This window comes from Arsenicicoccus sp. UBA6765 (assembly GCF_002453335.1).
GTDB lineage: Bacteria > Actinomycetota > Actinomycetes > Actinomycetales > Dermatophilaceae > Arsenicicoccus > Arsenicicoccus bolidensis.
Genome location: NZ_DKGR01000024.1, coordinates 1 through 22,160, shown reverse-complemented (window position 1 = coordinate 22,160; position 22,160 = coordinate 1). Strand labels below are relative to the sequence as shown.

At 73.5% G+C, this 22,160-nt stretch carries 24 protein-coding genes and 1 pseudogene; 12 read left to right on the top strand and 13 right to left on the bottom strand.

Annotated elements, in window-relative coordinates; translation table 11 throughout:
- Positions 1 to 77: 77 nt before the first annotated feature.
- Positions 78 to 518 (top strand): nuclear transport factor 2 family protein, encoded by a 441-nt coding sequence (locus tag B4K29_RS06930; RefSeq protein WP_286966808.1) that lies wholly within the window; start codon positions 78 to 80, stop codon positions 516 to 518.
- Here the strand turns inward: B4K29_RS06930 and B4K29_RS06925 are convergent.
- Positions 484 to 936 (bottom strand): hypothetical protein, encoded by a 453-nt coding sequence (locus B4K29_RS06925; protein WP_286966807.1) that lies wholly within the window; start codon positions 934 to 936, stop codon positions 484 to 486. The two genes, B4K29_RS06930 and B4K29_RS06925, sit on opposite strands and share 35 nt — an antisense overlap.
- Complete coding sequence (locus B4K29_RS06920) at positions 936 to 1,574, bottom strand: TetR/AcrR family transcriptional regulator (protein ID WP_286955751.1); 639 nt, start codon at positions 1,572 to 1,574, stop codon at positions 936 to 938. Before B4K29_RS06920 ends, B4K29_RS06925 begins: the two co-directional genes overlap by 1 nt.
- A 111-nt stretch (positions 1,575 to 1,685) precedes the next feature.
- Between B4K29_RS06920 and B4K29_RS06915 the strand changes: the two genes are divergently transcribed.
- Positions 1,686 to 2,312, top strand: a complete 627-nt coding sequence (locus B4K29_RS06915) for an NUDIX hydrolase (protein WP_286958701.1) — start codon at positions 1,686 to 1,688, stop codon at positions 2,310 to 2,312.
- Here the strand turns inward: B4K29_RS06915 and B4K29_RS06910 are convergent.
- On the bottom strand, positions 2,290 to 3,186 hold the full coding sequence (locus tag B4K29_RS06910) for a DMT family transporter (RefSeq protein WP_239264633.1): 897 nt from the start codon (positions 3,184 to 3,186) through the stop codon (positions 2,290 to 2,292). The genes B4K29_RS06915 and B4K29_RS06910 overlap by 23 nt on opposite strands.
- 104 nt (positions 3,187 to 3,290) lie before the next feature.
- Here B4K29_RS06910 and B4K29_RS06905 point away from each other — a divergent pair, with 104 nt between their 5' ends.
- On the top strand, positions 3,291 to 4,004 hold the full coding sequence (locus B4K29_RS06905) for an ArsR/SmtB family transcription factor (RefSeq protein ID WP_286966805.1): 714 nt from the start codon (positions 3,291 to 3,293) through the stop codon (positions 4,002 to 4,004).
- On the opposite strand, the gene B4K29_RS06900 is transcribed toward B4K29_RS06905, so the two are convergent.
- Complete coding sequence (locus tag B4K29_RS06900; protein WP_019287399.1) at positions 3,991 to 4,269, bottom strand: hypothetical protein; 279 nt, start codon at positions 4,267 to 4,269, stop codon at positions 3,991 to 3,993. The genes B4K29_RS06905 and B4K29_RS06900 overlap by 14 nt on opposite strands.
- A gap of 82 nt (positions 4,270 to 4,351) precedes the next feature.
- Here B4K29_RS06900 and B4K29_RS06895 point away from each other — a divergent pair, with 82 nt between their 5' ends.
- Positions 4,352 to 5,248 carry a LysR family transcriptional regulator gene (locus B4K29_RS06895; protein ID WP_286966804.1) on the top strand — a complete coding sequence of 299 codons (897 nt, stop codon included), beginning with the start codon at positions 4,352 to 4,354 and terminating at the stop codon, positions 5,246 to 5,248.
- Between the two features lie 356 nt (positions 5,249 to 5,604).
- On the opposite strand, the gene B4K29_RS06890 is transcribed toward B4K29_RS06895, so the two are convergent.
- The 3 genes from B4K29_RS06890 to B4K29_RS06880 form a co-directional block, all read right to left on the bottom strand.
- A complete protein-coding gene (locus B4K29_RS06890; RefSeq protein ID WP_286966803.1) occupies positions 5,605 to 6,849 on the bottom strand; it encodes an MFS transporter in 1,245 nt (414 codons plus the stop codon).
- Positions 6,849 to 7,064, bottom strand: coding sequence for a CopG family transcriptional regulator (locus B4K29_RS06885; RefSeq protein ID WP_019287396.1), 216 nt, complete (start codon positions 7,062 to 7,064; stop codon positions 6,849 to 6,851). Before B4K29_RS06885 ends, B4K29_RS06890 begins: the two co-directional genes overlap by 1 nt.
- 157 nt (positions 7,065 to 7,221) lie before the next feature.
- The gene (locus tag B4K29_RS06880; RefSeq protein WP_019287395.1) at positions 7,222 to 7,965 is read right to left on the bottom strand and encodes a TetR/AcrR family transcriptional regulator; all 744 of its coding nucleotides are present in this window, start codon (positions 7,963 to 7,965) and stop codon (positions 7,222 to 7,224) included.
- Between the two features lie 77 nt (positions 7,966 to 8,042).
- On the opposite strand from B4K29_RS06880, the gene B4K29_RS06875 reads away from it, so the two are divergent.
- Genes B4K29_RS06875 through B4K29_RS06865 form a run of 3 tightly spaced genes read left to right on the top strand, consistent with a single transcriptional unit; the run spans position 8,043 to position 10,542 of the window.
- The gene (locus B4K29_RS06875) at positions 8,043 to 8,801 is read left to right on the top strand and encodes an ABC transporter ATP-binding protein (RefSeq protein ID WP_286961761.1); all 759 of its coding nucleotides are present in this window, start codon (positions 8,043 to 8,045) and stop codon (positions 8,799 to 8,801) included.
- A complete protein-coding gene (locus tag B4K29_RS06870) occupies positions 8,798 to 9,574 on the top strand; it encodes an ABC transporter permease (RefSeq protein WP_286966801.1) in 777 nt (258 codons plus the stop codon). The genes B4K29_RS06875 and B4K29_RS06870 overlap by 4 nt, the downstream gene beginning before the upstream one ends.
- Positions 9,575 to 9,615: 41 nt before the next feature.
- Positions 9,616 to 10,542 (top strand): alpha/beta hydrolase fold domain-containing protein, encoded by a 927-nt coding sequence (locus B4K29_RS06865; RefSeq protein ID WP_286966799.1) that lies wholly within the window; start codon positions 9,616 to 9,618, stop codon positions 10,540 to 10,542.
- On the opposite strand, the gene B4K29_RS06860 is transcribed toward B4K29_RS06865, so the two are convergent.
- The 3 genes from B4K29_RS06860 to B4K29_RS06850 all read right to left on the bottom strand — a co-directional run bounded on the left by B4K29_RS06860 (position 10,539) and on the right by B4K29_RS06850 (position 13,533).
- Positions 10,539 to 11,420 (bottom strand): helix-turn-helix transcriptional regulator, encoded by an 882-nt coding sequence (locus B4K29_RS06860; RefSeq protein WP_286966797.1) that lies wholly within the window; start codon positions 11,418 to 11,420, stop codon positions 10,539 to 10,541. The genes B4K29_RS06865 and B4K29_RS06860 overlap by 4 nt on opposite strands.
- A 332-nt stretch (positions 11,421 to 11,752) precedes the next feature.
- Positions 11,753 to 12,619 (bottom strand): serine hydrolase, encoded by an 867-nt coding sequence (locus B4K29_RS06855; RefSeq protein ID WP_286960739.1) that lies wholly within the window; start codon positions 12,617 to 12,619, stop codon positions 11,753 to 11,755.
- The gene (locus B4K29_RS06850) at positions 12,619 to 13,533 is read right to left on the bottom strand and encodes a LysR family transcriptional regulator (RefSeq protein WP_029210246.1); all 915 of its coding nucleotides are present in this window, start codon (positions 13,531 to 13,533) and stop codon (positions 12,619 to 12,621) included. The genes B4K29_RS06855 and B4K29_RS06850 overlap by 1 nt, the downstream gene beginning before the upstream one ends.
- 127 nt (positions 13,534 to 13,660) lie before the next feature.
- On the opposite strand from B4K29_RS06850, the gene B4K29_RS06845 reads away from it, so the two are divergent.
- Both B4K29_RS06845 and B4K29_RS06840 read left to right on the top strand, forming a co-directional pair.
- A complete protein-coding gene (locus tag B4K29_RS06845; protein WP_286966796.1) occupies positions 13,661 to 15,652 on the top strand; it encodes a penicillin-binding transpeptidase domain-containing protein in 1,992 nt (663 codons plus the stop codon).
- Positions 15,649 to 17,553 (top strand): annotated as a pseudogene (locus B4K29_RS06840) (transglycosylase domain-containing protein); the annotation flags it as partial. The gene B4K29_RS06845 and the pseudogene B4K29_RS06840, both read left to right, overlap by 4 nt.
- 145 nt (positions 17,554 to 17,698) lie before the next feature.
- Here the strand turns inward: B4K29_RS06840 and B4K29_RS06835 are convergent.
- Positions 17,699 to 18,637, bottom strand: a complete 939-nt coding sequence (locus tag B4K29_RS06835; RefSeq protein ID WP_286966795.1) for a DMT family transporter — start codon at positions 18,635 to 18,637, stop codon at positions 17,699 to 17,701.
- Between the two features lie 61 nt (positions 18,638 to 18,698).
- Between B4K29_RS06835 and B4K29_RS06830 the strand changes: the two genes are divergently transcribed.
- Genes B4K29_RS06830 through B4K29_RS06820 form a run of 3 tightly spaced genes read left to right on the top strand, consistent with a single transcriptional unit; the run spans position 18,699 to position 20,562 of the window.
- Complete coding sequence (locus B4K29_RS06830) at positions 18,699 to 19,265, top strand: TetR/AcrR family transcriptional regulator (RefSeq protein ID WP_286966793.1); 567 nt, start codon at positions 18,699 to 18,701, stop codon at positions 19,263 to 19,265.
- Positions 19,266 to 19,300: 35 nt separating this feature from the next.
- The gene (locus tag B4K29_RS06825) at positions 19,301 to 19,969 is read left to right on the top strand and encodes a ClpP family protease (RefSeq protein ID WP_286966791.1); all 669 of its coding nucleotides are present in this window, start codon (positions 19,301 to 19,303) and stop codon (positions 19,967 to 19,969) included.
- The gene (locus B4K29_RS06820) at positions 19,966 to 20,562 is read left to right on the top strand and encodes a ClpP family protease (RefSeq protein WP_286960732.1); all 597 of its coding nucleotides are present in this window, start codon (positions 19,966 to 19,968) and stop codon (positions 20,560 to 20,562) included. Before B4K29_RS06825 ends, B4K29_RS06820 begins: the two co-directional genes overlap by 4 nt.
- Here B4K29_RS06820 and B4K29_RS06815 read toward each other — a convergent pair whose 3' ends face one another.
- Together B4K29_RS06815 and B4K29_RS06810 are read right to left on the bottom strand one after the other, a co-directional pair.
- Entirely contained in the window at positions 20,563 to 20,868 is a 306-nt protein-coding gene (locus B4K29_RS06815) for a helix-turn-helix domain-containing protein (RefSeq protein ID WP_286960731.1), read from the bottom strand.
- Positions 20,865 to 22,160: FtsX-like permease family protein (locus B4K29_RS06810; RefSeq protein ID WP_349680240.1), on the bottom strand; the 1,296-nt coding region annotated here is incomplete at its 5' end. The genes B4K29_RS06810 and B4K29_RS06815, both read right to left, overlap by 4 nt.

Here is a 22,160-nt window from a genome sequence, read left to right as displayed (position 1 = left end):
GTCCACATCAGGGCCGGATGTCGGGCCCCGGGGCGATAGCGTGAGCCGGGACACCCCGTCTCCCCGTGGAGGTCCCCATGGAACCCCGCCAGCCCGTCCCGCCGTTCACCCGCGAGACCGCTCTGCGCAAGGTGCAGGCCGCAGAGGATGCGTGGAACACGCGAGACCCCGAGCGGGTCGCCGGCGCCTACACCGTCGACACCGCATGGCGGAACCGCGACGAGCACCTGCACGGCCGCGAGGAGGTCATCGCGTTCCTCACCCGCAAGTGGGAGCGGGAGCTCGACTACCGCCTCCGCAAGAACCTCTGGGCGTTCACGGACGACCGGATCGCGGTGCGCTTCCAGTACGAGTGGCGCGACGTCGACGGGCAGTGGTGGCGGGCGTACGGCAACGAGCTGTGGGAGTTCGACGAGCTGGGCTACATGCGGCGGCGCGAAGCCTCGATCAACGACGCGCCCATCGACGAGAGCGACCTGCGCGTCACGCCCGGCGACGGCGACCTCCCCACCTGGTGAACGCGCTTGGAGGATCGGCCTGCGCGAGGACGGGCAGGAGCATCCCCGCCATGACCACGGTGAACGCCCTGTTCTTGAGGATGTCCTCGACAGGGCTCGCGGCGGGCCAGCCGTAGCCGAGAACAAGGAGGAAGGCGAAGAAGCCGAGGATGGCGACGACAGCCACCCGAGTGCTGCGTCCACCCAGCAGGAGGCACACGCCCACCCCCACCTCCCAGGCCGCCAGCACCAGCGTCAGCCCGGCGATGTGCGGCATGACGAAGCCCTCCCACAGGTCCTCCAGGGGGCGCCACAGGGCTGTCGATCCGTAGACGGCATAGCCCTCGGGTGCCGCACGCCCCTGGACCAGGTGGGCGACGCCGCCGCCGAGGAAGACCGTGGCGAAGACCCACCGGACGACGATCCCGTAGCGGCGCATCAGCTCTCCCGCAGATGGGTCGACCGGAAGTGCCGGACGTGCGCGGCGAGCATCGCCCGCGCGCGCTGCTCGTCCGCCTCACCGGTCTCGGCCAGCTGGATCAGCGCGAGGACAGGGCCGAAGAACGACAGCGCGACCATCTCGGGGTCGAGGCCGGGACGGAGCTCGCCCGTGGAGATCAGCTCGGTGAACACCGCGCTCTGGAAGGCCACCGGCCTGCCGATCCAGTAGTCCCGCAGGCGGCGGCCGATCTCGGGGTCGCGGTACTGGTTGACGACGAACAACCGGCGGAGAGCCGCGAGCTCAGCATCGTGCAGCACCGCCGTGAAGAAGCCGTCGGCGACCTCGACCAGCCGCTGCTCCGTGATGCCGACATAGGCGGGCACGGCGGCCGGAGGTGAGTCGACGACGACGCCCAGCCCGCTCGCGACCGTGGCCAGGCGGGCGTCAGCGCGCTCGAGCAGGGCGTCGAAGAGCTCCTGCTTGGACCCGAAGTGCTTGTAGACCGAGCTCTCGCGGATCCCGACGTCGCGGGCCAGGTCGCGGATCGACGTCCCACCCCAGCCGTCGCGCGAGAAGCGCTCCAGGGCCGCCGCGAGCAGGCGCTCCCGCGTGGGTAGCGAACGATCGTTAGCCATGCGTCGACGTTAGCAGTCGCGTGCCTCGGGCGCCAGGGTCGCAAGTCCCCGCAGGGGCTCGGCCAGGTGAGACGCTGCCCACCTGACCCACCTGCGCACCAAGGAGGCCCCGTGACCCGCGACGACTGGCAGCGCACGTCCCCGCCCAGCGAGCAGCTGGACTGGAGCACGCTCTGGGAGGACGAGCGGCACGGCGGCTGGCAGGTCCAGGCCGCGACCCGCGAGACGGACGGCTGGACGCGGCCCAACCTGCGCCTGCAGCTCGGAGACGAGGACCGCCGTCTCACCGGTGCGGCCTGCGTGTGCGTCCGCCGCGACGGGGACCAGCCGCGGGTCCTCCTGGTCGACCAGCAGCGGCCCGCGCCAGGGGTGCGGCTGTGGGAGATCCCGCGCGGCATGGTTGATCCCGACGACGCCTCCCCGGCCGAGGCCGCCTTGCGCGAGCTCGCCGAGGAGACCGGCATGGTGGCCTCGCTCGAGGCCGAGCTCGGCGAGATCTATCCGGACACAGGGGTGTTCGCGGGGTCGGTTGCCGTGGTGCTGGCGGCGTTCGTCCGGCAGGGCGAGGGACAGGACGAGGACGAACCGGAGGTCGACGCGACGCGGTGGTTCACCCGCGACGAGGTCCGCGGACTGATCGCCGAGGGTCGGCTGCGGGACGGCATCAGCCTCGGGGCCCTGGCCCTGGCGGACGTATGGCGACAGGACGACCCCGTCAGCGCCGCATCATCCGCGTGATCGCGACGCCGAGCAGGCACAGTGCGCCGCCGAGCAGCATCACGGGCGTCGGGGCCTCGCCCAGCAGCAGCCAGGACAGCACGATGGCGACGGCCGGGACGACATACGTGGTGGCCGAGGTGCGCCCGGCGGAGGTCCGCATCAGCACGTAGGCCCAGGTCGTGAACGCGAAAGCCGTTGGCAGCACACCCATGTAGACGATGCTCAGGGTCGCGCCAAGGGGTGCCGTCACGAGGTCGTGGGCCAGTCGTCCCGACCAGGGCAGCAGCGCCACGGCGCCGGCGGTCGCCCCGAGCCAGGTGAGGGTCGTGGAGTCGACGGTGCGCATCAGGTGCTTCTGCACCAGCGTGGCGCCGGCATAGAGGACGGCCGCGGCGAGCGCCAGCAGCAGTCCCGTGATCGCGAGGTGGCCGCCGGAGGACTGCAGGCCGATCAGCACCACGCCGAGGAAGGACACGGGCGCGCCGATCAGCAGCCCGCGCGGAAACCCTTCTCCGAGAAAGAGTCCCGCGAACACCACGACCATCAGCGGCGCGAGGTTGACGATCATCGCGGCGGTCCCCGCGTCGACGGTCTGCTCGGCGACGTTGAGCGCGAGGAGATAGAGGCAGAACCACCCGACACCCCACGCGATCACCAGCGGCACGGATCTCCTTGGGGGCCAACGGATCCCCGAGCGGGCGGCGATGAGGCCGAGCACGACGCTGCCGACGAGCATGCGCAGCAGAGCCATCGACCCCGCGTCGTAGTGCGGCCCGGCATATCGGATCACGATGAACGACGACGCCCACAGGACGACGGTCGCGGCGGCGGCGAGCAGGACGCGGGGCTCGTTGGCCTGGTCGCGCGTCGTCTCGATGGTCGGTGCGGTCACGGTCTGATCATCTCCCTCGGGTCGGTGACGGACGCTCTCGCGTCCAGGGTGGTCGGTCGACGGTTCAGTGCCGGGCGCACGGTCGCGGTGCTTCGATGGGCCGTATGACGACGCCCGCCCACCCCGACCTCGCCCTCGTCACGCGGGCCCTGGCCGACGAGTCGCGGGCCTCGATGGTGTTGGCGCTGCTGGACGGGCGAGCCTGGACCGCAGGCGAGCTCGCGTCCCACGCCGGGGTGGCCCGGTCGACGGCCTCGGCGCACGTCGACCAGCTCGTTGCGGCGGGACTGGTGTCGGAGCTGCGGCAGGGGCGGCACCGCTACGTGCGCCTGCGGGACGCCCAGGTGGCCGACGCCGTCGAGGCGCTCGCCGCGCTGAGCCCGCGCGTGCGACCCGCGACCGCGTCGCTGAGCGGGCAGCGCGTGGACGCCGAGCTGCAGGCCGGCCGCACGTGCTACCGGCACCTCGCGGGCCGCCTCGGGGTGTGGCTCACGGACGAGTGGCTGCGGCTCGAGATCGTCTCGGACGACTGGGAGCTCACCAACGTCGGTCGCGCCTGGCTGGACGGCGTCGGCGTCGAGTGCCCCGCGGCGGCCCGGCGTCCGCTGGTGCGTCCGTGCCTGGACTGGACCGAGCGGCGCGAGCACGTGGCGGGCCTGGCGGCGGACGGATTCGCGCAGCACGCCTTGGATCTCGGCTGGCTCGAGCGTCGATCGCACCGTCGCTCGGTCGAGCTCACCCCCGCGGGGTGCACGGCCCTCTCCGCGTCCGGCCTGCGTGTGGACGAGCTGCCCGCCGGTCACCTCAGCAGCCCGTAGGCGGGACGACGCCGTGGTGCAGCAGTCGCGCCACCCAGGAGGGCCGGCGCGTGCTGCTGGAGGCGCGGGTGCCGTGGGAGGGGCGGCCGGCCCGGGACCGGTCGATCACGTCGCGGGCAGGAGCGGTGGGCCTCATGTCAGGTAGACGTGCGGACGGCGCCTGACGTGAGTACTCCGCCGCCACGGGCACCCGCAGGACGTCGAGCTCCTGCTGCACGCGGGCGAGGTCACGGTCGTCGGGATAGCGGCTGGTCATGGTGTTCATGTCATCAACGGTCGCCCGCTCAACCCCTTAGCACAAGCGAACGTTTCTTCACGACCGTGCAGTGTTGCTGTATGTTCGTGGAATGGTCGACGTCAACCGCCTCAGGGTCTTTCGCGCCGTGGTCGCGAGCGGGTCGGTCAACGCCGCCGCGCAGCACCTCGGCTACACCCCGTCAGCCGTCAGCCAGCACCTCGCCACCCTGCAGCGCGAGACGCGGCTGACCCTCGTCGAGCGCAACGGCCGCGGCATCGCCCCCACCCCCGTCGGCCTCGAGCTCGCCTCGCGCAGCGACGATCTCATCGGCAGCCTGACCCGCCTCGACGGGGTCATCGAGGACCTGCGCGAGGGGCGCACCGACTCCCTCTCCGTCTCGTCCTTCGCGTCCGCGGCCGAGGAGTGGCTCCCCGGCGTCGCGGCGGCGGTGCTCCAAGAGTTCCCCGACGTGCAGTTCACGTTCCGGCTCAACGAGGTCGAGACCACGGAGGTCGTGTCCGCGGACATCGACATCCGCAGCGAGTTCCTCGACGAGCCGCCCACCTCGATGACGGGCTACGAGCGCCAGGTCCTCACCACCGAGCCGTACGTCGTCGTCCTCCCCCGCGACCACCCGCTCGCCCAGCAGGACGAGATCCGCTTCGGGGAGCTGGGCGACGTGCCCTGGATCGACAACGACCCCGGCGACACGACCTGCGGCCGGGTCGTGCGGATGGCAGCCAGCTCGTGCGGCATCCGCCCGCGGTTCGTGGCGTATGCCGGAGACCACCACGGCGCCGTCGCGTTCGTGGCCGCCGGGCTCGGGATCGCCGTCATGGCGCGACTGGCGGCGACGACGCTGCCGCCGGGCGCCGTGGCACGACCCCTGGTGTCCCCCACCCCGGAACGACGGATCGTGGCGTTCGTGCACGGGTCGGCGATGCTCAAGCCCGTCGCGCGACGGGTGGTCGAGCTCCTCTCGGATCGGGTCGGACCAACGGCCTAGAACCCGAAGCTCTGGGACGGAGCCGAGCGGACACGTGAGCCCACGCGGCGTCGGCGGGTCAGGCTGAGCTGCGGACGCACCTTTGCCACGTGCCGGCGGGCGCGGACGCGGCGTTCGTGAGCCCCCAGCGCACGAACGCTCGCCGAGGCCGTCCCGAACCGCACTTTTGTGAGCTCCCAGCGCGCGAACGTCCGCCGAGGGAGCCCCGCGCCGCACTTTTGTGAGCTCCCAGCGCACGAACGCCCGCCGAGGACGCCCCGATCCGCACTTTTGTGAGCTCCCAGCGCACGGATGCCAGGCGCCTGGGCCCGCACGCGACGAACGAGCCGAGCAGACCGGCCCGGCCGGTGTCGTGCCTAGGCCGGCGTCGCGCTGCTCGCCGGCTCGGCCCGCCGCAGTGCCGGCACCCACGTGAGGGCGGCGCCGCAGGCGTGCAGGCTCGCCGCGAGGAGGATCGCGGTCCGCACGCCCCAGTGCTGGGCGACCGGGCCGGCCACGAGGGCGCCAACCGACGCCGCCGCTCCCCAGCCGATCAGCCGTGCCGCGCTCGAGACGCGGGACAGGAGCTCGTCGGGGATCACCTGCTGCCGCCAGGTCACGACCGAGGTGTACTGCAGCGTGTGGATCCCCACGTAGGACAGCAGGATCGGCACCGCGAGCGCGAACCGGTCGACCGACGCGAGCACGAGGGCCAGCAGCGTCACCACGGGGAGCAGGCGCCGCGTCAGCCGGATGGCGCCGAGCGCGCCCATGGCCCGGGCCAGCACGAAGGACGACAGGAGCGCGCCGAGCCCCCATGCGGCATACAGGAGTCCGAACCTCCACCCCGACGTCCCGATGCCGAGCACCCGGTCGCACCACACCACCGTCACGGCGAGGATGCTTGCGGCACCGGCGGATCCGAAGATCGCGACGATCGTCATGGGCCGCAGCAGAGGATGGCGGGCCGGGTAGGCCAGCCCCTCCCCCACGTCGCGGCCGAGCTGGCGCGCCCCCACCCGGCCACCGGGCCGTGACGGTGACAGCGCGCGCGAGATGCCCCGGATCAGCAGGGCGCTCGCAGCGAAGCTGGCGGCGTCGACGATCAGCAGCGTGCCGGGCTCGACCACGGCGAGCAGCAGACCGACGACCGCTGGACCGGCCGCGTCGAAGACCGACACGGTGCCGTAGACCTTGGCGTTCGCCTCCGGCAGCCGCGCCCACCCCACCAGCGTCGGCAGGGCACCCCAGTTGGCGCCGTCGAAGATCGTTGCGGCAGAAGCGGACACGAAGGCCGCCACGAGCAGGTGCGCGATCGACAGGTTCCCGAGCAGGTGGGCGACGACGATCGAGCCGATGGCGAGCGCCGCCACGACGTCGGCGCCGACCATGAGCGCGCGCCGGTCGAGCCGGTCCCCGAGGGCCCCTCCGAGCAGCCCGAAGAACACGAAGGGCAGCGTGTCCATCGCGGTCACCACGCCCGTCCAGGTCGCCGACCCGGTGAGGCGATAGACGAGCACCGGCAGGGCGACGTAGGTGATCGCCGAGCCCAGCATGGACACCGCGCGGGACGCCCAGTAGCGGACGAAGTCCGGGTCCCGCCAGAGGCTCTCGGAGGTCATCAGGCGTACGCCGGGCGTCCGGCCCCGGGGCCGGAGCCCCCCGCGGAGGAGCCCGAGTCGGACCCGGTGTGCCAGGACAGGTGCTCGCGCAGCGCGGCCTCCACGAGCCGGCTCAGGCTGACGCCGTCGTCGATCGCGTGGTGCTTGACCTCACGCACCAGCTCGGGGGGCAGGTAGACGTTGAACTGGCTCTTCGTCGTACGGCTCGCTGTCATGCTAGCAACCTACCAGCGCCCTCGATCGCGTCGCGCCGCCCCCGGCTCCACCGTCACCGGCTCCGTGCAGGCGACGACCCTGCACCGGCAGATCGGGGCCACTCCTGGTGGTCATGACCACCAGAAGCAGCCCCGATCTCGGGTCGCCCCAGACCGGTCAACGCGGGAGCTGCTGGGCCACCCCGTCGAGCAGCGCCTCGAGCGCGAACGTGAGCGAGCCCGTGGGGTCGCCGGCATTGGCCGCCGCCGAGCCCACCCGGTCGGCCACCGGGACCCGCAGGTCACCCATGGCCTCCGCGAGCGCGGGGCCCATGCGCTCCCACCACTGCTCGTCGGTCAGGCCGCTGGCCGCGCGCGTGCGCTGCATGCCGATCTGCCAGCGGGCAGCACCCGCGGCGAGATTCGTGATCGAGGAGAGCAGCCGATCCATGGCGACGTCGCTCAGCCCGATCCCGTCCAGGGCCGCCAGCTCCTGGTCGTACTTCACGAGGACCCCGGGCCCCAGCACGGGACGCGCGGGCGTGACGTCGACCGACCACGGGTGGGCCAGCGCGTGCTCGTAGGTGCGACGAGCGATGTGTCGCGCCGCCTCGCGCCAGTCGCCGACGTCGGCGGGCGCGCGCTGCCCGGCATACGTCCGCGCCGCCAGGCGGTCGACCATCAGCTCCACGAGCTCGGCCCGTCCGGGCACGTAGCCGTAGAGCGTCATCGCACCCACGCCCAGCCGGTCGGCGACGCTGCGCATCGTGACGGCGTCGAGGCCGCTCTCGTCCGCGATCGCCAGGGCCGCGTCGGTGATCGCCGGCACCGAGGTCGCGCCCCGCCCCGGGGGCTGGTCGGACGCCCACAGGAGCGCGAGCAGGGCTGTGGGGTCTCCGGGGCGGGTGGCCTTCCTGGGCATGGGGAACATCCTGGCAGCCCATGGTGTTCGTACGTTGTACGATAAACGTACAACGTACGAAGGAGTGGTCGGCAGCCATGGATCCCACCATCTGCACGCAGGACCTGACCAGGACGTATGACGGAACCGCCGTGGTCGACGGCGTGACCCTCACGGTCCGGCGAGGGCGCGTGTGCGCCCTCCTCGGCCACAACGGCGCCGGCAAGACGACGCTGGTGCGCATGCTCAGCACCCTCACCAGGCCGACGTCGGGCATCGCCAGCATCGCCGGGCACGACGTGGTGACCCAGCCGGACGCCGTCCGCCGGCACACGGCCCTGGTCGGACAGGCCGCCTCGGTCGACGAAAGACTCAGCGGCAGGGACAACCTCGTGCTCTTCGCCCGGCTCCGCGGCCGGGACAAGGCGTCGGCGACCGCCCGCGCCGGCGAGCTGCTCGAGCGGTTCGGCCTGAGCGACGCGGCGGGCCGGCCGGTGCGGACCTACTCCGGCGGGATGCGTCGCAAGCTCGACCTCGCGGCGGCCCTGGTGGACGACCCCACCGTGCTCTTCGTCGACGAGCCCAGCACCGGCCTCGACCCGCGGGCCCGGCGCGACCTGTGGCACGACCTGCGCGCCCTCGCCGACGCGGGCACGACGATCCTGCTCACGACGCAGCACCTCGAGGAGGCCGACGCCCTCGCCGACGACGTCGTCATCCTGCGCCAGGGGCGGGTCGTCGCGGCCGGCACCATCGGCGAGATCCGGCGCCTGGCGGGCGAACCCAGGATGGAGCTGCGCGAACCGAGCCTCGAGGACGTCTATCTCACCCTCACCGCGACGGAGGTGACGGCATGACCAGCCTCGTCCACGAGTCCACCCTGCTGGCCGGGCGCACCGCCCGCCACTGGCGCGCCCAGCCCGGGGCCTTCCTCCTGACCGCCGCCTTCCCGCTGCTGGTCCTGCTGCTCATGACCGGGCTGCTCGGGGGCGCCATCGCCGGCGGAACCCGCTCCTACCTGCAGCTCGCGGTGCCCGGGATCCTTGCGGTCACGATGCTCTTCGGCCTGGAGACGACCATGATCGCGGTGGCCGGCGACGCGGCGACGTCCGTCACGGATCGGTTGCGCTCCTTGCCGATCCGCGCCCTGTCGGTGCTCGGCGGACGCGGCCTGGCGGACGTGGCGGCCTCGGTGATCGGTCTCGCGCTCGTGGTCCTCGGCGGGCTCGCGCTGGGCTGGCGCCCCGGATCCTTCGCCGGCCTGGCCGTCGCGGCGGTCCTGCTGCTGTGGCTGCGCATCGGCCTGCTCTGGGTCGGGATCTACGGTGGGCTCACGGCCCGTGGCCCCGAGTCGGTCGCCGCCGTGCAGATCCTCGTGTGGCCGATCAGCATGCTGTCCACCGCGTACGTCGACCCGACCACCATGCCGACCTGGCTGGGGCTGGTCGCCGAGCTCAACCCCCTGTCGGCCACCGTCACGGCGGTGCGCGAGCTGTGCGGCGCCTCCACGATCGTCGGCTCGACCTGGGCCACGGAGCACGCCATGGTGCTCGCGGTGGTGTGGCCGGCGCTGCTGACGGCGGCCTTCCTGCCCCTGTCCGTCCGCACCTATCGCCGCCTGGGGGACTGAGATCCCGCCACCGCGCAGGAGGTTCGGCATACGGTGAGGACATGCCGTCGCTGATGTCCCGGACCGTCGTGCCGCTCCTCCTGCGCGCGATGCGCGCCAACCGGCCGTTCCTCACCGAGCAGGGCGCCCGGCGGCGCCTGGCGGAGGTGACCACCCGGCCTCAGGCCTATGGCCCACCGCGCCTGCTGCGCAAGGACGTTCGCATCGACGTGGAGCGGGTCGACGGCTGGCCGGTCTACACGATCCGTCCGCGGTCCGGCGAGCCGGTGGGCGGCGTCGTCTACGCCCACGGCGGCGGGTGGTACGGCGAGATCGCCCGCCAGCACTGGGAGCTCACCGCGCAGGTGGCCGCCGAGGCGCAGGTGGCGGTGACCGTGCCGATCTATCCGCTCGTGCCCTACGGGACCGCGGCGCAGGTGGTGCCGGGCTTCGCCGACCTGGTCCTGCGCAGCCAGGAGCGCTGGGGCACCACCGCGCTCGCGGGCGACTCCGCCGGTGGCCAGATCGCGCTGTCGGCGGCGATCCTGCTGCGGGACAGGGATGCTCGGATCCTGCCGCGGACGCTCCTGATCGCCCCCGCCCTGGACCTGTCGCTGACGAACCCCGAGATCGACGCGGTGCTCCCCCGCGACCCCTGGCTCGGTCGCGAGGGCACGCGCGTCCACATCGACCTATGGCGCGACGGGCTGCCCTTCGACGACCCGCTGGTCAGCCCGATCGCGGCGGACCTCGCGGGGCTGGGCCCGATCAGCCTGTATGTCGGCACCCGGGACATCCTGTGGCCCGACGCACGGGTGCTGGTCGCCCGGGCGCGCGAGGCGGGCGTCGAGGTCGACCTCCACGAGCGGGAGGGGCTCGTGCACGTCTATCCCCTCACCCCGAGCCCGGAGGGCCGGGCTGCGCGCACGTCGATCGTGTCCACGCTGGCCCGGGCGGTTGCGGTGCTGCCAGGCATGGACGAGGTCTAGGCCCGACGCGGCCGCGGCCGCGGCTCGGTGAGCGAGCCGGCCGCCGGGGTGGACCAGCTCGCGAGCAGCGCGAGCGCCTCGGCGGTCGGCGAGTCCGGCGGCGCGGTGTAGACGTTGAGCCGCTGCCCGGCGTCGCCCGGCAGCTCGAAGGACTCGAAGTCGAGGGTCAGGTCCCCGACGAGCGGGTGGTGCAGGCGCTTGCTCCCCCTGCGGTGGTAGCGCACGTCGTGCGAGGCCCACCGCTGCCTGAATCGCTCGCTGCGCGTGGACAGCTCGCCGATCAGGTCCTGCAGGTCCTTGTCGTAGGGGTCGCGCCCGGCCTCGACCCGCAGGAAGGCGACCGAGTCGTCCAGCACCTTGTCGTAGTCCGTGAAGAACTCCGCCGCAGCGGGATTCAGGAACGCGAACCGCGCGCTGTTGGGGTGGTCGCTCTCGTCATACAGGGGGCTGTAGAGCGCCCGTCCGATCGCGTTGGCGGCGAGCACGTCGAACCGCCCGTTGCGCAGGTAGGCCGGCGCCGGCATGAGGTCGAGCATCCGCTGGATGGTGGGGCGCACCCGCGTGCGGCTGGTCGTGCGCCGAGAGGGCTTGCGGGTGCTGGCCGTTCGCACGAGGCGATAGAGGTGGTCGCGCTCGGCCTCGTCGAGCTGCAGGGCGTGCGCGACGCCCTCGAGGACGCTCTCCGACACGGATCCGACGTTGCCCCGCTCGAGGCGCGTGTAGTACTCGACGCTGATCCCCGCGAGCAGCGCCACCTCCTCGCGTCGTAGGCCCGTCACGCGCCGGTTGGCGCCGTAGATCGGCAGCCCCGCCTGGTCGGGCGTGAGCCGGGCCCGCCGGGTGGCGAGGAAGTCGCGGATGTCGTCCTTGGGATTCACGTCCTCCACCGTAGGTCGCCGCGTCGACCGCCAGGGAGGCCCTGGCGATACCCGTCTCGACCCGCCCTCCCGGGGCGACACCGCCGCGCAGTGGCCGTGCGTCGGCAGCGCCGTGCTCGAGCTCCCGGCCACGCTGGTGGCGCGCTGGGCGCCCGGCGGGTCCGTGGTCGAGGACCTCACCGACGGCCGCTGCCGGCCCGTCGTCGGCGCCTGGTCCTGGGCCGGGGTGGCCGGCCTCTACGTCACCTTCGACACCCAGCTGTATGACGTCCAGCCCCCAGAGCTGGCCGCCGCCCTGCGCCAGGTCGCCGCGCGGTTCGGCGGGGCGCACCTCACCGACGCAGGTGGAGCACCGCCGCCCGCGCCACCTCGCCGATCACCGCGTCGACGCGGTGGTGGATCTGCAGGCTCCGGGAAAAGGTGAGGACCGACGCGGCGTACGCCCGCCCGTCCGGATAGGTGACGTAGCCGACCTCGTGGCGCACGGCGAGCAGGGTCCCCGTCTTGCCTCGCACGTCGAGGTCCGCAGCCGGGAAGCCCGAGGCGAGGCGGTTGCGGACCAGCTGGGCCCCCATGAGGTCGACGACCTCGCGGTCGGCCTGCGACCCGCCGGCCGCGCGGCCATGCATCTCGGCCAGGAAGCGCGTGAGCGCCGCGGTCGTGCCGCTGCTGACGCGTGCGGGGTCGAGCGGGTCCAGGGTCCGCGGATCCGTCCGCAGCAGCGCCGCGTCGTCGAGCCGCTCGCGACGGCGCTGGTCCTCGAGGAGCTCGAAGATCCGTCGCATCGGCGCGCGCAGCCGCAGGTCCGGGAGGCCCAGCCGGGCGAGGGTCTCCTGCACCCGCTCAGCGCCGACGAAGTCCCAGATCGCGTCCGCGGCGCCGTTGTCGCTCAAGGACATCGCGTAGTACGCAGCGTCGCGGGCACTCATCGTGATGGGGTCGCGGAGGCGGCCGGTGCCGACCGGTCCGATCGTGCGGTGGGCCGGGTCGAGGACGAGCGCCGTCGAGGCGTCGAGCTCCCCCTCGTGGTGCAGCGTCAGCAGCACCCAGACGAGGGGCAGCTTCGCGACCGACGCGAGGGGGCGGGGCGTCGACGCGTCCACGTCGACGCCGGCCCCGGTCGTGAGGTCCACAGCGGTGACCGACCCGTCGACCTGCACGGCGTCGAACGCGCTCCGGACCTGCTGCTCGATGGTCATCAGATCCCCCACTGCCCGCGCTCGACGACGGTGGTGGTGTCCGCCAGGGAGTCCTGACCGGCCAGGTCCGCCCACCACCGGGCCACCTCGTCGGTCGCGACCGGGTGCAACCACGGTGCCCCGCACCGCAACACGCTCGTCCGGACCATCTGATCACCGCTCAGCGGGCACCAGATCACCCCAGCGTCGTCGGCCGTCAGCCGCGTCGTGATCAGGTGCAGCGTGCCGAGACGGGCCCGGGTCGTGGCGGTGGCGTGGTCGAGCGAGACGTCGACGCTCTCCGCGGGCAGCCCGAAGCGGTCCAGCAGCTCGAGCAGCCGCTTGCCGTGCTGGGTCGCCACGTCCTCGGGGTCGAGGGCGACGGGCAGGTCACGCAGGTCACTCGGGTGGGCCACGGCGTCGACGTGCCTCAGCCCGGTCACGCCGAGTCGCGCCACGCTCCGGCTCGGCGGCGGGCCGGACGCGGGGGATCCGGGTGGCAGCACCGCCGCGTCGACCTCACCGCTGTCGAGGGCCCGCGCCCGGTCTGGGGCCGCCGCGATGACCGGATCGACGGGGGCGCCCACCCTCCCGGCGAGATCCTCGAGCGCCGGCACCAGCAGGTCTGAGGGAATCCCCGGCGGCAGTGCCACGCGAAGCCGGTCGGGCTGCCCCGGCGTGGCGCCGACGACCTCTCGGAGCTCGTCGAGCGCCTCCAGGATGGCGTGCGCCCGAGGCACGAGGGCGGCGCCCTCCGGGGTCAGCCGCACCGAGCGCGAGGTCCGGCGAAAGAGCGTGACCTGGAGCTCGTCCTCGAGGCGGCGGATGGCCTGGCTCAGCGGGGGCTGAGCGATGCCCAGGCGGTCGGCGGCGCGCGAGAAGTGCAGCTCGTCCGCGACGGCCACGAAGTACCGCAGGTGCCGCACCAGGTCCACGGATCCAGACTACTTGGCTATCGATAACGATTGATAGCCCTATTGGACCTGATGCCTCGCCACCTGGTGCGCTGATGGCCTGACCACCACCCAGCTCGGGGGCCGGCCAGCAACCCAGGGGGACGTCATGACGAGGCTCGACCACCGATCGGCCGCGACCAGGGCGGCCGGCCTCGCGCTGGGCGCCCTGACAGCCTCCGTGGCAGCCCTCTCCGCGTGCTCGACGATCCTGCCGTCGGAGCAGGACCGAGCCCGCGACGCCGTGGAGCGCTTCGCCGCGGGGATGGCGACCGGCCAGGTCGAGACGGAGAGCCTCACCCGCGACAGCCGGGACCGGGCCGCCAGCGAGACGCCGCTGATCCTGGCCGGCCTCGGCGACCGCCGCCCCGGCGTCGCCGTCGTGAGCGTCGAGAGGCCCGTCGGCGACGGCGTCACGCGCCTGGATGCGCAGGTGCGATACACGTGGCAGATCCGCGACGGACTGCCCCCGTGGAGCTATGTCGCGACCGTGCCCGTCGTCCGCACCGACGACGGCTGGCGGGTGCGGTGGACCCCGTCGGCGGTGGTGCTGGGGCTGGACGCCCGCCAACGCGTGCGGGCGTTGCGGCTGGCTGCTCCACGCGGCGAGGTCCTCGGCGCCGGAGGGCAGCCCCTCGTGGTCGACCGGCCGGTGCTCCGCGTGGGCATCGATCGCGCGAAGGTCCCCGCGGCAGAGGCGGCCTCGTCCGCCCGCCGGCTCGCGGCCGCCGTCGGGATCGACCCTGAGCCGTATGCCGGACGCGTGACGGCCGCCGGCCCGCAGGCCTTCGTCGAGGCGCTGGTGCTGCGCGTCGGCCAGGACCCCGAGGGCGGCGACGGCACCGACCTGTCCACGATCCCCGGCGCCAGCACCATCAAGGAGACCCGACCGCTCGCTCCCACGCCGGGATTCGCCTCGACGATCATCGGCCGGGTGGGTCCGGCGACGGCGGAGGTCGTGCAGCACTCACAGAGTCTCCAGGGTTCGCAGGGTTCGCAGGGTTCGCAGGGTTCTCAGGTTGCCGTCTCCGCCGGGGACCTGGTGGGTCTCGACGGCCTGCAGGCCAAGCGGGACGCCGAGCTGCGGGGCCGCGCGGGCTACGAGATCGAGCGCGTCCACGAGAACGGCGTCACCGAGCCGCTGCACACGGTGAAGCCCGAGCCGGGCCGGCCGCTGCGCACCACGCTCGACGCCACCGCCCAGCTGGCGGCCGAGCGTGCCCTCGCCGACGTCGACCCGGCGGCCGCCGTGGTCGCCATACAACCGTCGACGGGCGAGGTGCGCGCCGTCGCGACGGGCCCCGGCAGCAAAGGCGCGCCGACCGCGACGCTGGGGCTCTATGCCCCCGGCTCGACCTTCAAGGTCGCCACTGCGCTCGCCCTGCTGCGGGCCGGGGTCACCCCCGAGACCACGACACCGTGCTCCCAGCGGGCCACCGTCGACGGACGCAGCTTCAAGAACTACGACGACTACCCGGCCGACCGTCTCGGCGACATCAGCCTGCGCACGGCGTTCGCCAGCTCGTGCAACACCAGCCTGATCTCGTTGCGGGACAAGGCGACCCAGCAGAGCCTCGCCGATGCCGCGGTCGCCCTGGGCCTGGGGACCGATCCGGCACTGGGCGTGCCCGCGTCGCTCGGGTCCGTGCCCCGCGAGGCGGTCGGCACCGAGCACGCCGCCTCCCTCATCGGTCAGGGCAAGGTGCAGACCACCCCGCTCGGCATGGCCACCGTGGTCGCGAGCGTCGCCGCCGGCCGCGTCGTGCGGCCCCGCCTGGTCCTGGATGCGCCGGACCCCGCGGGCGACGCACCGCGGCACCCCCTGACCGAGACGGAGGCGTCCGCGCTGCAAGACCTGATGCGCCGCACCACGACCGAGGGCAGCGGCCGGCTCCTCGCGGACGTCCCCGGCGCGCCTGTGCTGTCCAAGACGGGGACGGCGGAGTACGGCAGCGAGGCACCACCGCGCACGCACGCCTGGATGGTGGCGGTCCAGGGCGACCTGGCCGTCGCCGTCTTCGTCGAGGACGGGGCGGGAGGCGCGCACACTGCGGGCCCGGTCCTGGAGCGGTTCCTGCTCGACGTGGGCGCGGCACGATGAGGCAGGGGCGGGTCATGACGGCGCTGACGGTGACGCGCCTCCTGGCGGCGTTCGTGACCACCTCCCTCGTGATGGGGGTGCTGGCGGCGGGTCTCGTCATACCGCCCCTGGCCGGGCTGGGCACCGTGGCGAGGTCGGGCACCGAGCTCTACGACGCCCTCCCCTCCGAGCTCACGTCCGTCGTCCCCGACCAGCAGTCCCAGCTCCTCGCCGCCGACGGCCGGACCGTGATCGCCACGCTCTACAACGAGAACCGCATCGTCGTGCCGCTCACCGCCGTCGCCCCGGCGATGCGTCACGCGCAGGTGGCGATCGAGGACCACCGCTTCTACGAGCACGGAGGCGTCGACCTCGAGGGCATCGGCTCGGCCGTGGCCGGGGCCGCGATGGGCGGAACGGCCCGGGGTGCGTCCACCCTCACGCAGCAGTACGTCAAGGTCACCCTCGAGACCGCGGCCCGGCGTCGCGGGGACCAGGCCGCCGCCCGGGCTGCCACGGAGGTCAGCGCGGCCCGCAAGGTCCAGGAGCTGAAGTACGCCGTCGCCGTCGAGCGCCGGCTGAGCAAGGACCAGATCCTGCAGAACTACCTCAACCTCGCGTACTTCGGCGACGGCGCGTACGGCGTCGAAGCGGCCGCGCGGCACTACTTCGGCACGACCGCGGCACGGTTGACCGTCCCCCAGGCCGCGACCCTCGCCGGGGTGGTGCAGCAGCCCGGCGCCAACGACCCGGTCCACAACCCGCGTGCGGCGCTGGCCCGCCGCAACACGGTGCTCGGCGAGATGCATCGCTACGGCTACCTCGACGCCGCCGGGCTGCGGAGCGCTCGCGCAGCACCGCTCGGTGTCGTCCGTGCCGCGCCGCCACGCAACAGCTGCGCGGCCTCCCCCTATCCCTTCTGGTGCGACTACGTCCTGAGCTGGTTGCGCGAGCAGCCGGCCCTCGGCCGGACCCCGCAGGAGCGGGAGGGCCGGGTCCGCACCGGCGGTCTTCGTATCGTCACGACGCTCGATCCGCGGCTGCAGTCCTCGGCGACCACAGCGATGGCCGAGACCATCACGGCCCGGGACTACCCCCGGTATGGCGCCGCCGCCGTCACGCTCGAGACCCGCACGGGCAAGGTGCGGTCCATGGTGCAGTCGGCGCGCTACGGCAGGTCAGGGCGCACTGAACCCGGTGCGACGCAGGTGAACTGGGCGACCGACTTCCGGCACGGCGGGTCGGGCGGGTTCAGCGTCGGCTCGACGATGAAGCTCTTCGCCGTCGTGGAGGCCGTCCGCCAGGGGCTGTCCCCCGACCACGTCATCACCGGCATCCGCCCGGAGCACAGCCGGTGGTACCCGCACGACTTCCAGCCAGGCTGCTCGGTCGGGCCCGCCGGCTGGCCGGTCAAGAACGCCGAGGGCGAGTCCGACGCCCCGCAGCTGAGCCTGCGCGAGGCGACGGCTCAGTCGGTCAACACGGCCTTCGTCGCCCTCGCGTCCGAGATCGGCACGTGCCGGATTCGCGACACCGCGCTCGCCATGGGTATGCACACGTCCACCGGCGCCGACCGCACCGCCACCGACGGACGACCCCTGTCGTCCGTGGCGCCGATCATCCTGCTCGGTGCGGACGCGAGCCCCACGACCATGGCGCAGATGTATGCCGCCGTCGCCAACCGTGGCATCTCCTGCCCCGCCACCCCGATCGAGTCCGTCACCGGCAGCGACGGCACGCCGCTGGACCTGCGCCAGGCGGGGTGCCGCCGCGTCCTCGACGAGCGGGTCGCCGACCAGGCCGCCGACGTCTTCACGTCCGTCATGACCGAGGGGACCGGCCGCGCCGTCCAGCTGGGCCGCCCCGCCATCGGCAAGACCGGCACCGACGAGGACAACGAGACGTGGTTCACCGGCGCCACCCCGGACTACGCCACGTCCGTGTGGGCGGGCACCCCCGACGAGAACCGCCGCGACTGGACCTACCCGACCCTGCACGACGCGACCGGGCGGGCACGCACGGTGCGGGCGCAGGCCTTTCGCATCCCCGGGCCGATCTGGCAGGGCATCATGCGCTCGGCCCACGAGGGTCGGCCGGTGCAGGCCCTGGCCGTGCCGCCGCACGCGCCCCCGCGCGTGACCACACGCGCCACCCCGGCACCGCCAGCCCGACGGCGAGCAGGCTCAGGGCCAGACCGCCCACCTGCTGCGCCGACAGCACCTCGCCGAGCATCAGCCAGGCCCACACCGCCGTGACGGGCGGCGTGAGATAGAGCAGGGTGCTGGTGGCGGTGGCCCCGAGCTGCCGCAGGCAGGCGACATACGAGGCATAGCCACCCAGCCCCGACAGCACCACGAGCCAGGCCAGCGCGACCAGGAGACGACCGTCGACCTCCACCCTCAGACCGGTGGTGGCCAGCGCGTATGCCGTGAACGCCCCCGCGGCCAGGACGACCTGTGCCGTCAGCGACGGCAGGATGCCCGTCCGTGGTCGCCACCGCCGCTCGAGCAGGGCCGACCCCGACAGGCCGAGCACGCTGGCGACCGGCAGGAGCAGCGCGGCACCACCACCCGCGAGCGCAGCCCCACCCGTGGTCAGCGCGACCGCCGCCAGGCCCAGCGTCAGGGCGGCCCAGCCACCTGCCCCCAGACGATCTCCCCAGGCCAGCTGCCCCGCGACGGCCACCAGCATCGGCTGCAGGGCGCACACCAGAGCGGTCGTGCCCGCATCCACGCCCGCCGCCGCGGCGCCGAAGACCCCGCCCAGGAAGACGACGTGGGCGAGCAGCCCCAGCGTGGCCTGCTGCCACAGCTCGGTGCGGGTCAGCCGCGCGCGGGTCAGCCGCGTGCGGGTCGGGGCCACGACCGCCACCAGGAGCAACGCGGTGATCAGGTAGCGCCACGCGAGCAGGGGTGCGGGCGCGGCCGAGCCGGCGGCGAGCGCCGCACCGACGAAACCCGAGCTCCAGCACACGACGAACGCGGCACCGAGGAGAACCTTTGTCATGCCCGCAGGTAAACATACCGGTCGGTATACTGTCAGTGCACCGACATCGAGAGGAGCGGCCATGGACCCGCTGCGACGCCCCGTCATGCCCGCCCCCGAGACGACCGCCGTGGGGCGACGGATCCTCGACGCCGGCAGCCGCCTCTTCTACGAGCGGGGCATCACCGCCACGGGCGTCGACCTGGTGTGCGAGGAGGCGGAGACGACGAAACGCACGCTCTACCAACGGTTCGGGTCCAAGGACGGGCTCGTCGCGGCCTATCTCGCCGGGCGGGCGCACGACTGGCAGACCCACCTGCTCGAGGGCCTGGACGGCATCACGGACCCTGACGACAGGGTCGCCGAGGTGTTCGCCATCGCCCGCGAGCGCGCGAGCACCCACCGCCGCGGCTGCGCGTTCGTCAACGCGTGGGCCGAGCTCGGGGACCACGCCGGAGCGGCGGCCGACGTCGTGCGCGAGGAGAAGGCCTGGATGCGAGCGCTGCTCACCGACCTGACCGGGTCCGAGCAGCGGGGCGCGATCGTGCACCAGCTCTACGAGGGGGCCCAGGTGTGCGCCACCATCGAGGGCGACCTGTCCGCCTTCGACCGCGCTGCTCAGGGCAGCGCTGCCCTCGGCAGCATCTGAGGCGACCGCCTCCCGGGCGGGCGCACCGTGGACGCATGACCACCGAATCCCCGCCCGCCGGGCGCACCCTCGACGAAGACCTCTACCGCCGCCTCTTCGACCGCCGCACCCTGCTCCTCGGGGAGCCCCTCGAGGACTGGAACGCCAACCGCCTGTGCAACGGCCTCGTGCTGCTCGCCGCGGAGGACCCGGCCGCCGACATACGGCTGCTCATCAACTCCCCCGGAGGGTCGGTGCCGGGCATGCTCGCCATCCGCGACTGCATGCGCGCGATCCCGTGCGACGTGGTGACCGTCAACGTCGGGATGGCCTACAGCGCAGGTCAGTTCCTGCTCAGCTCCGGCACGCGCGGTCGGCGCTATGCCATGCCACACTCCAAGGTCCTGCTGCACCAGGGGTCGGCGGGGATCGGCGGGACGGCCATGGACATCGCCATCCAGGCCGACGACCTGCGGCACACGCGCGACACCGTGATCGCCCTCGTCGCGGAGGACACCGGGCAGGACGTCGAGACCGTCGAGCGGGACTCGCGGCGCGACCGGTGGTTCGACGCGCAGGCCGCGCTGGACTACGGCTTCGTCGACCACGTCGTGACCTCGATCGAGCAGGTGCTGCCGGCCACGCGACGGCCGGTCGGTCTCGAGGGTCCCGGTCTGGTCGGCGCTGGTGCCGTCGGTGCCCGGCAGGCAGGTGAGCGGCGATGAGCAGCTACACGATCCCCTACGTCACCACCCGGACCAACCAGGGCGAGCGCACCGTCGACATCTACTCCCGGCTGCTGGGCGAGCGGATCATCTATCTCGGCACCGGGATCGACGACGGCGTCGCCAACGCCGTCATCGCGCAGCTGATCCACCTCGAGTCCGACAGCCCGGACCGACCGGTGGACCTCTACATCAACTCCCCCGGCGGCTCGATCCCGGCGATGCTCGCGATCTACGACGCGATGCAGTACGTCCGGCCGGCGGTGCACACCACGTGCGTCGGCCAGGCCGCGTCGACGGCGGCCGTGCTCCTCGCGGGCGGCGCCGCCGGGCACCGCTCGATCCTCCCCCACGGCCGCGTCGTGATCCACGCGCCGGCCGGCGAGGGACGTGGCGCGGTGCCCGACCTCATCCTCGAGGCGGACGAGATCGCCCGCGTGCGAACGATGCTCGAGGAGATCCTCGCCCTGCACACCGGGCGGTCGCGCGAGCAGATCCGCGAGGACACCGAGCGGGACCTCATCCTGACGGCGCAGGGCGCGCTGGACTACGGCGTGGTGGACGCCCTCGTCATGGCGCGGACGCCCGACTGATCAGGCCGCGAGGCAGAACGGGCCGGCAGACGGCGCGCGGCTCATGGTGCTCGCCGCGCGGGACGCCACCTCGCCGACCGTGAGGTCGAGCGCCCCGGCGACCGCGCCCAGCACCTCCGAGGACGGGTCCTTGCGGCCCCGCTCGATCTCGGAGAGGTACTGCGGCGCGATGCCGGCTCGCTCGGCCAGGTCGACGATGCGCTGACCCTGGTCGTGACGTTCGTCGCGGATGACGCCACCGACCGCCTCGCGCCACAGCGGCTCGACGGCGGGACGCCTGCGCAGGAAGCGGATCACGGTCCTCATGCCACCACGATACGTCCGCCCCGGACGCCGGGGCGGGTGGCGAGGAGCACCGAGGGCAGCACCGTGACCATCGGCACCAGGAGGACGACCAGGCTGATCAGGCCGTATGCCGGGAGATCCACCGGTGGCAGCACCGCGCCCAGGAGGCCGGCGCTGACGCCGAGCACGGCGGGGAGGACCGCCGCCGTGCCGATCGCCCAGGCGGTGACCCCCGTGATCGCGGCCTCGATCGCCGACATGGCCAGCAGCTGACGCCGGGTCGTGCCGGTGCGTCCCAGCAGGGTGAGCTCGTCGCGTCGGCGGGCCGTGGTCATGACCAGCGTGTTCGCCGCCGCCAGCACGACGAAGCCCAGCAGCGCGAGCAGGAGCGCCGTGGAGAGACGCTGGGCGCCGCCGCCGTCGGCGGCACGACCGGCATAGGTCTCGGGCGTGACGGCGCCGACCGCCTCGGTGACGGACCGCTCCGAGCCGGGTGCGACCCGCAGCAGGACGGCGTCGACCGACGGGGTGAGGTCGTTGGCGCGGGCGGTGGCCGGCCCGACGAGGTAGTCGCCGAGGCCCAGCCCGCGATCGTGCACCGCCACGACCGTGGCCGAGGTGGTGGGTGCCGACGGGTCGTCGCCATACCGGACGGCGACCGTGCTGCCGAGCCCACCCACCTCGAGCGCGGCGTCGCGGCTGACCGAGACGGTGCCGGGCCGGTCGAGGCCGGTCAGCGATCCCGCGACGACGCCGGGGTCGACCAGCCCGTCGACGACGCGGATCCGGACCGGTTCCCAGGACAGGGCCTCGAGCGCGGGGACGTCCTCGTCGGAGTCCGTGCGGACGGAGGCCTGCACCGACGCCGACGTGGCGGTCGCCGTGACGCCCGGGACGGCTCGGAGCGCGGCCGACGAGCCAGTCGGGTCCACGGGCACGACGAGGTCGCCGCGCAGGCCGTCGGCGAGCTGGGTCGTGGCGGCCCGGGCGATCGTGCTGTCGACCGTGGTCTGCGCGGTGCCCGCCGTCAGGGCGAGGGCCAGGGGGACGACGGCCGTGGTCAGGCGCCGCGCGAAGCCCCGTGTGTTGGCGAGCGCGAGCCACGCGGCGGCGCCGCGCAGCGACGGGATCCGCCCGAAGGTCCACCCCACCAGCACCGGGCCGGCGAGGGCAGCCGCCCCGACGAGCAGGAAGGCGGACGTGCCCGCGCTCGCGCTGCCGATGGCGCCCGGCACGACCGCGGGGCTCGCCGCCGAGACGAGCCCGGCGACGGCGAGGACCAGCGCGCCGGTGCGGCGAGATCGGAAGAGCAC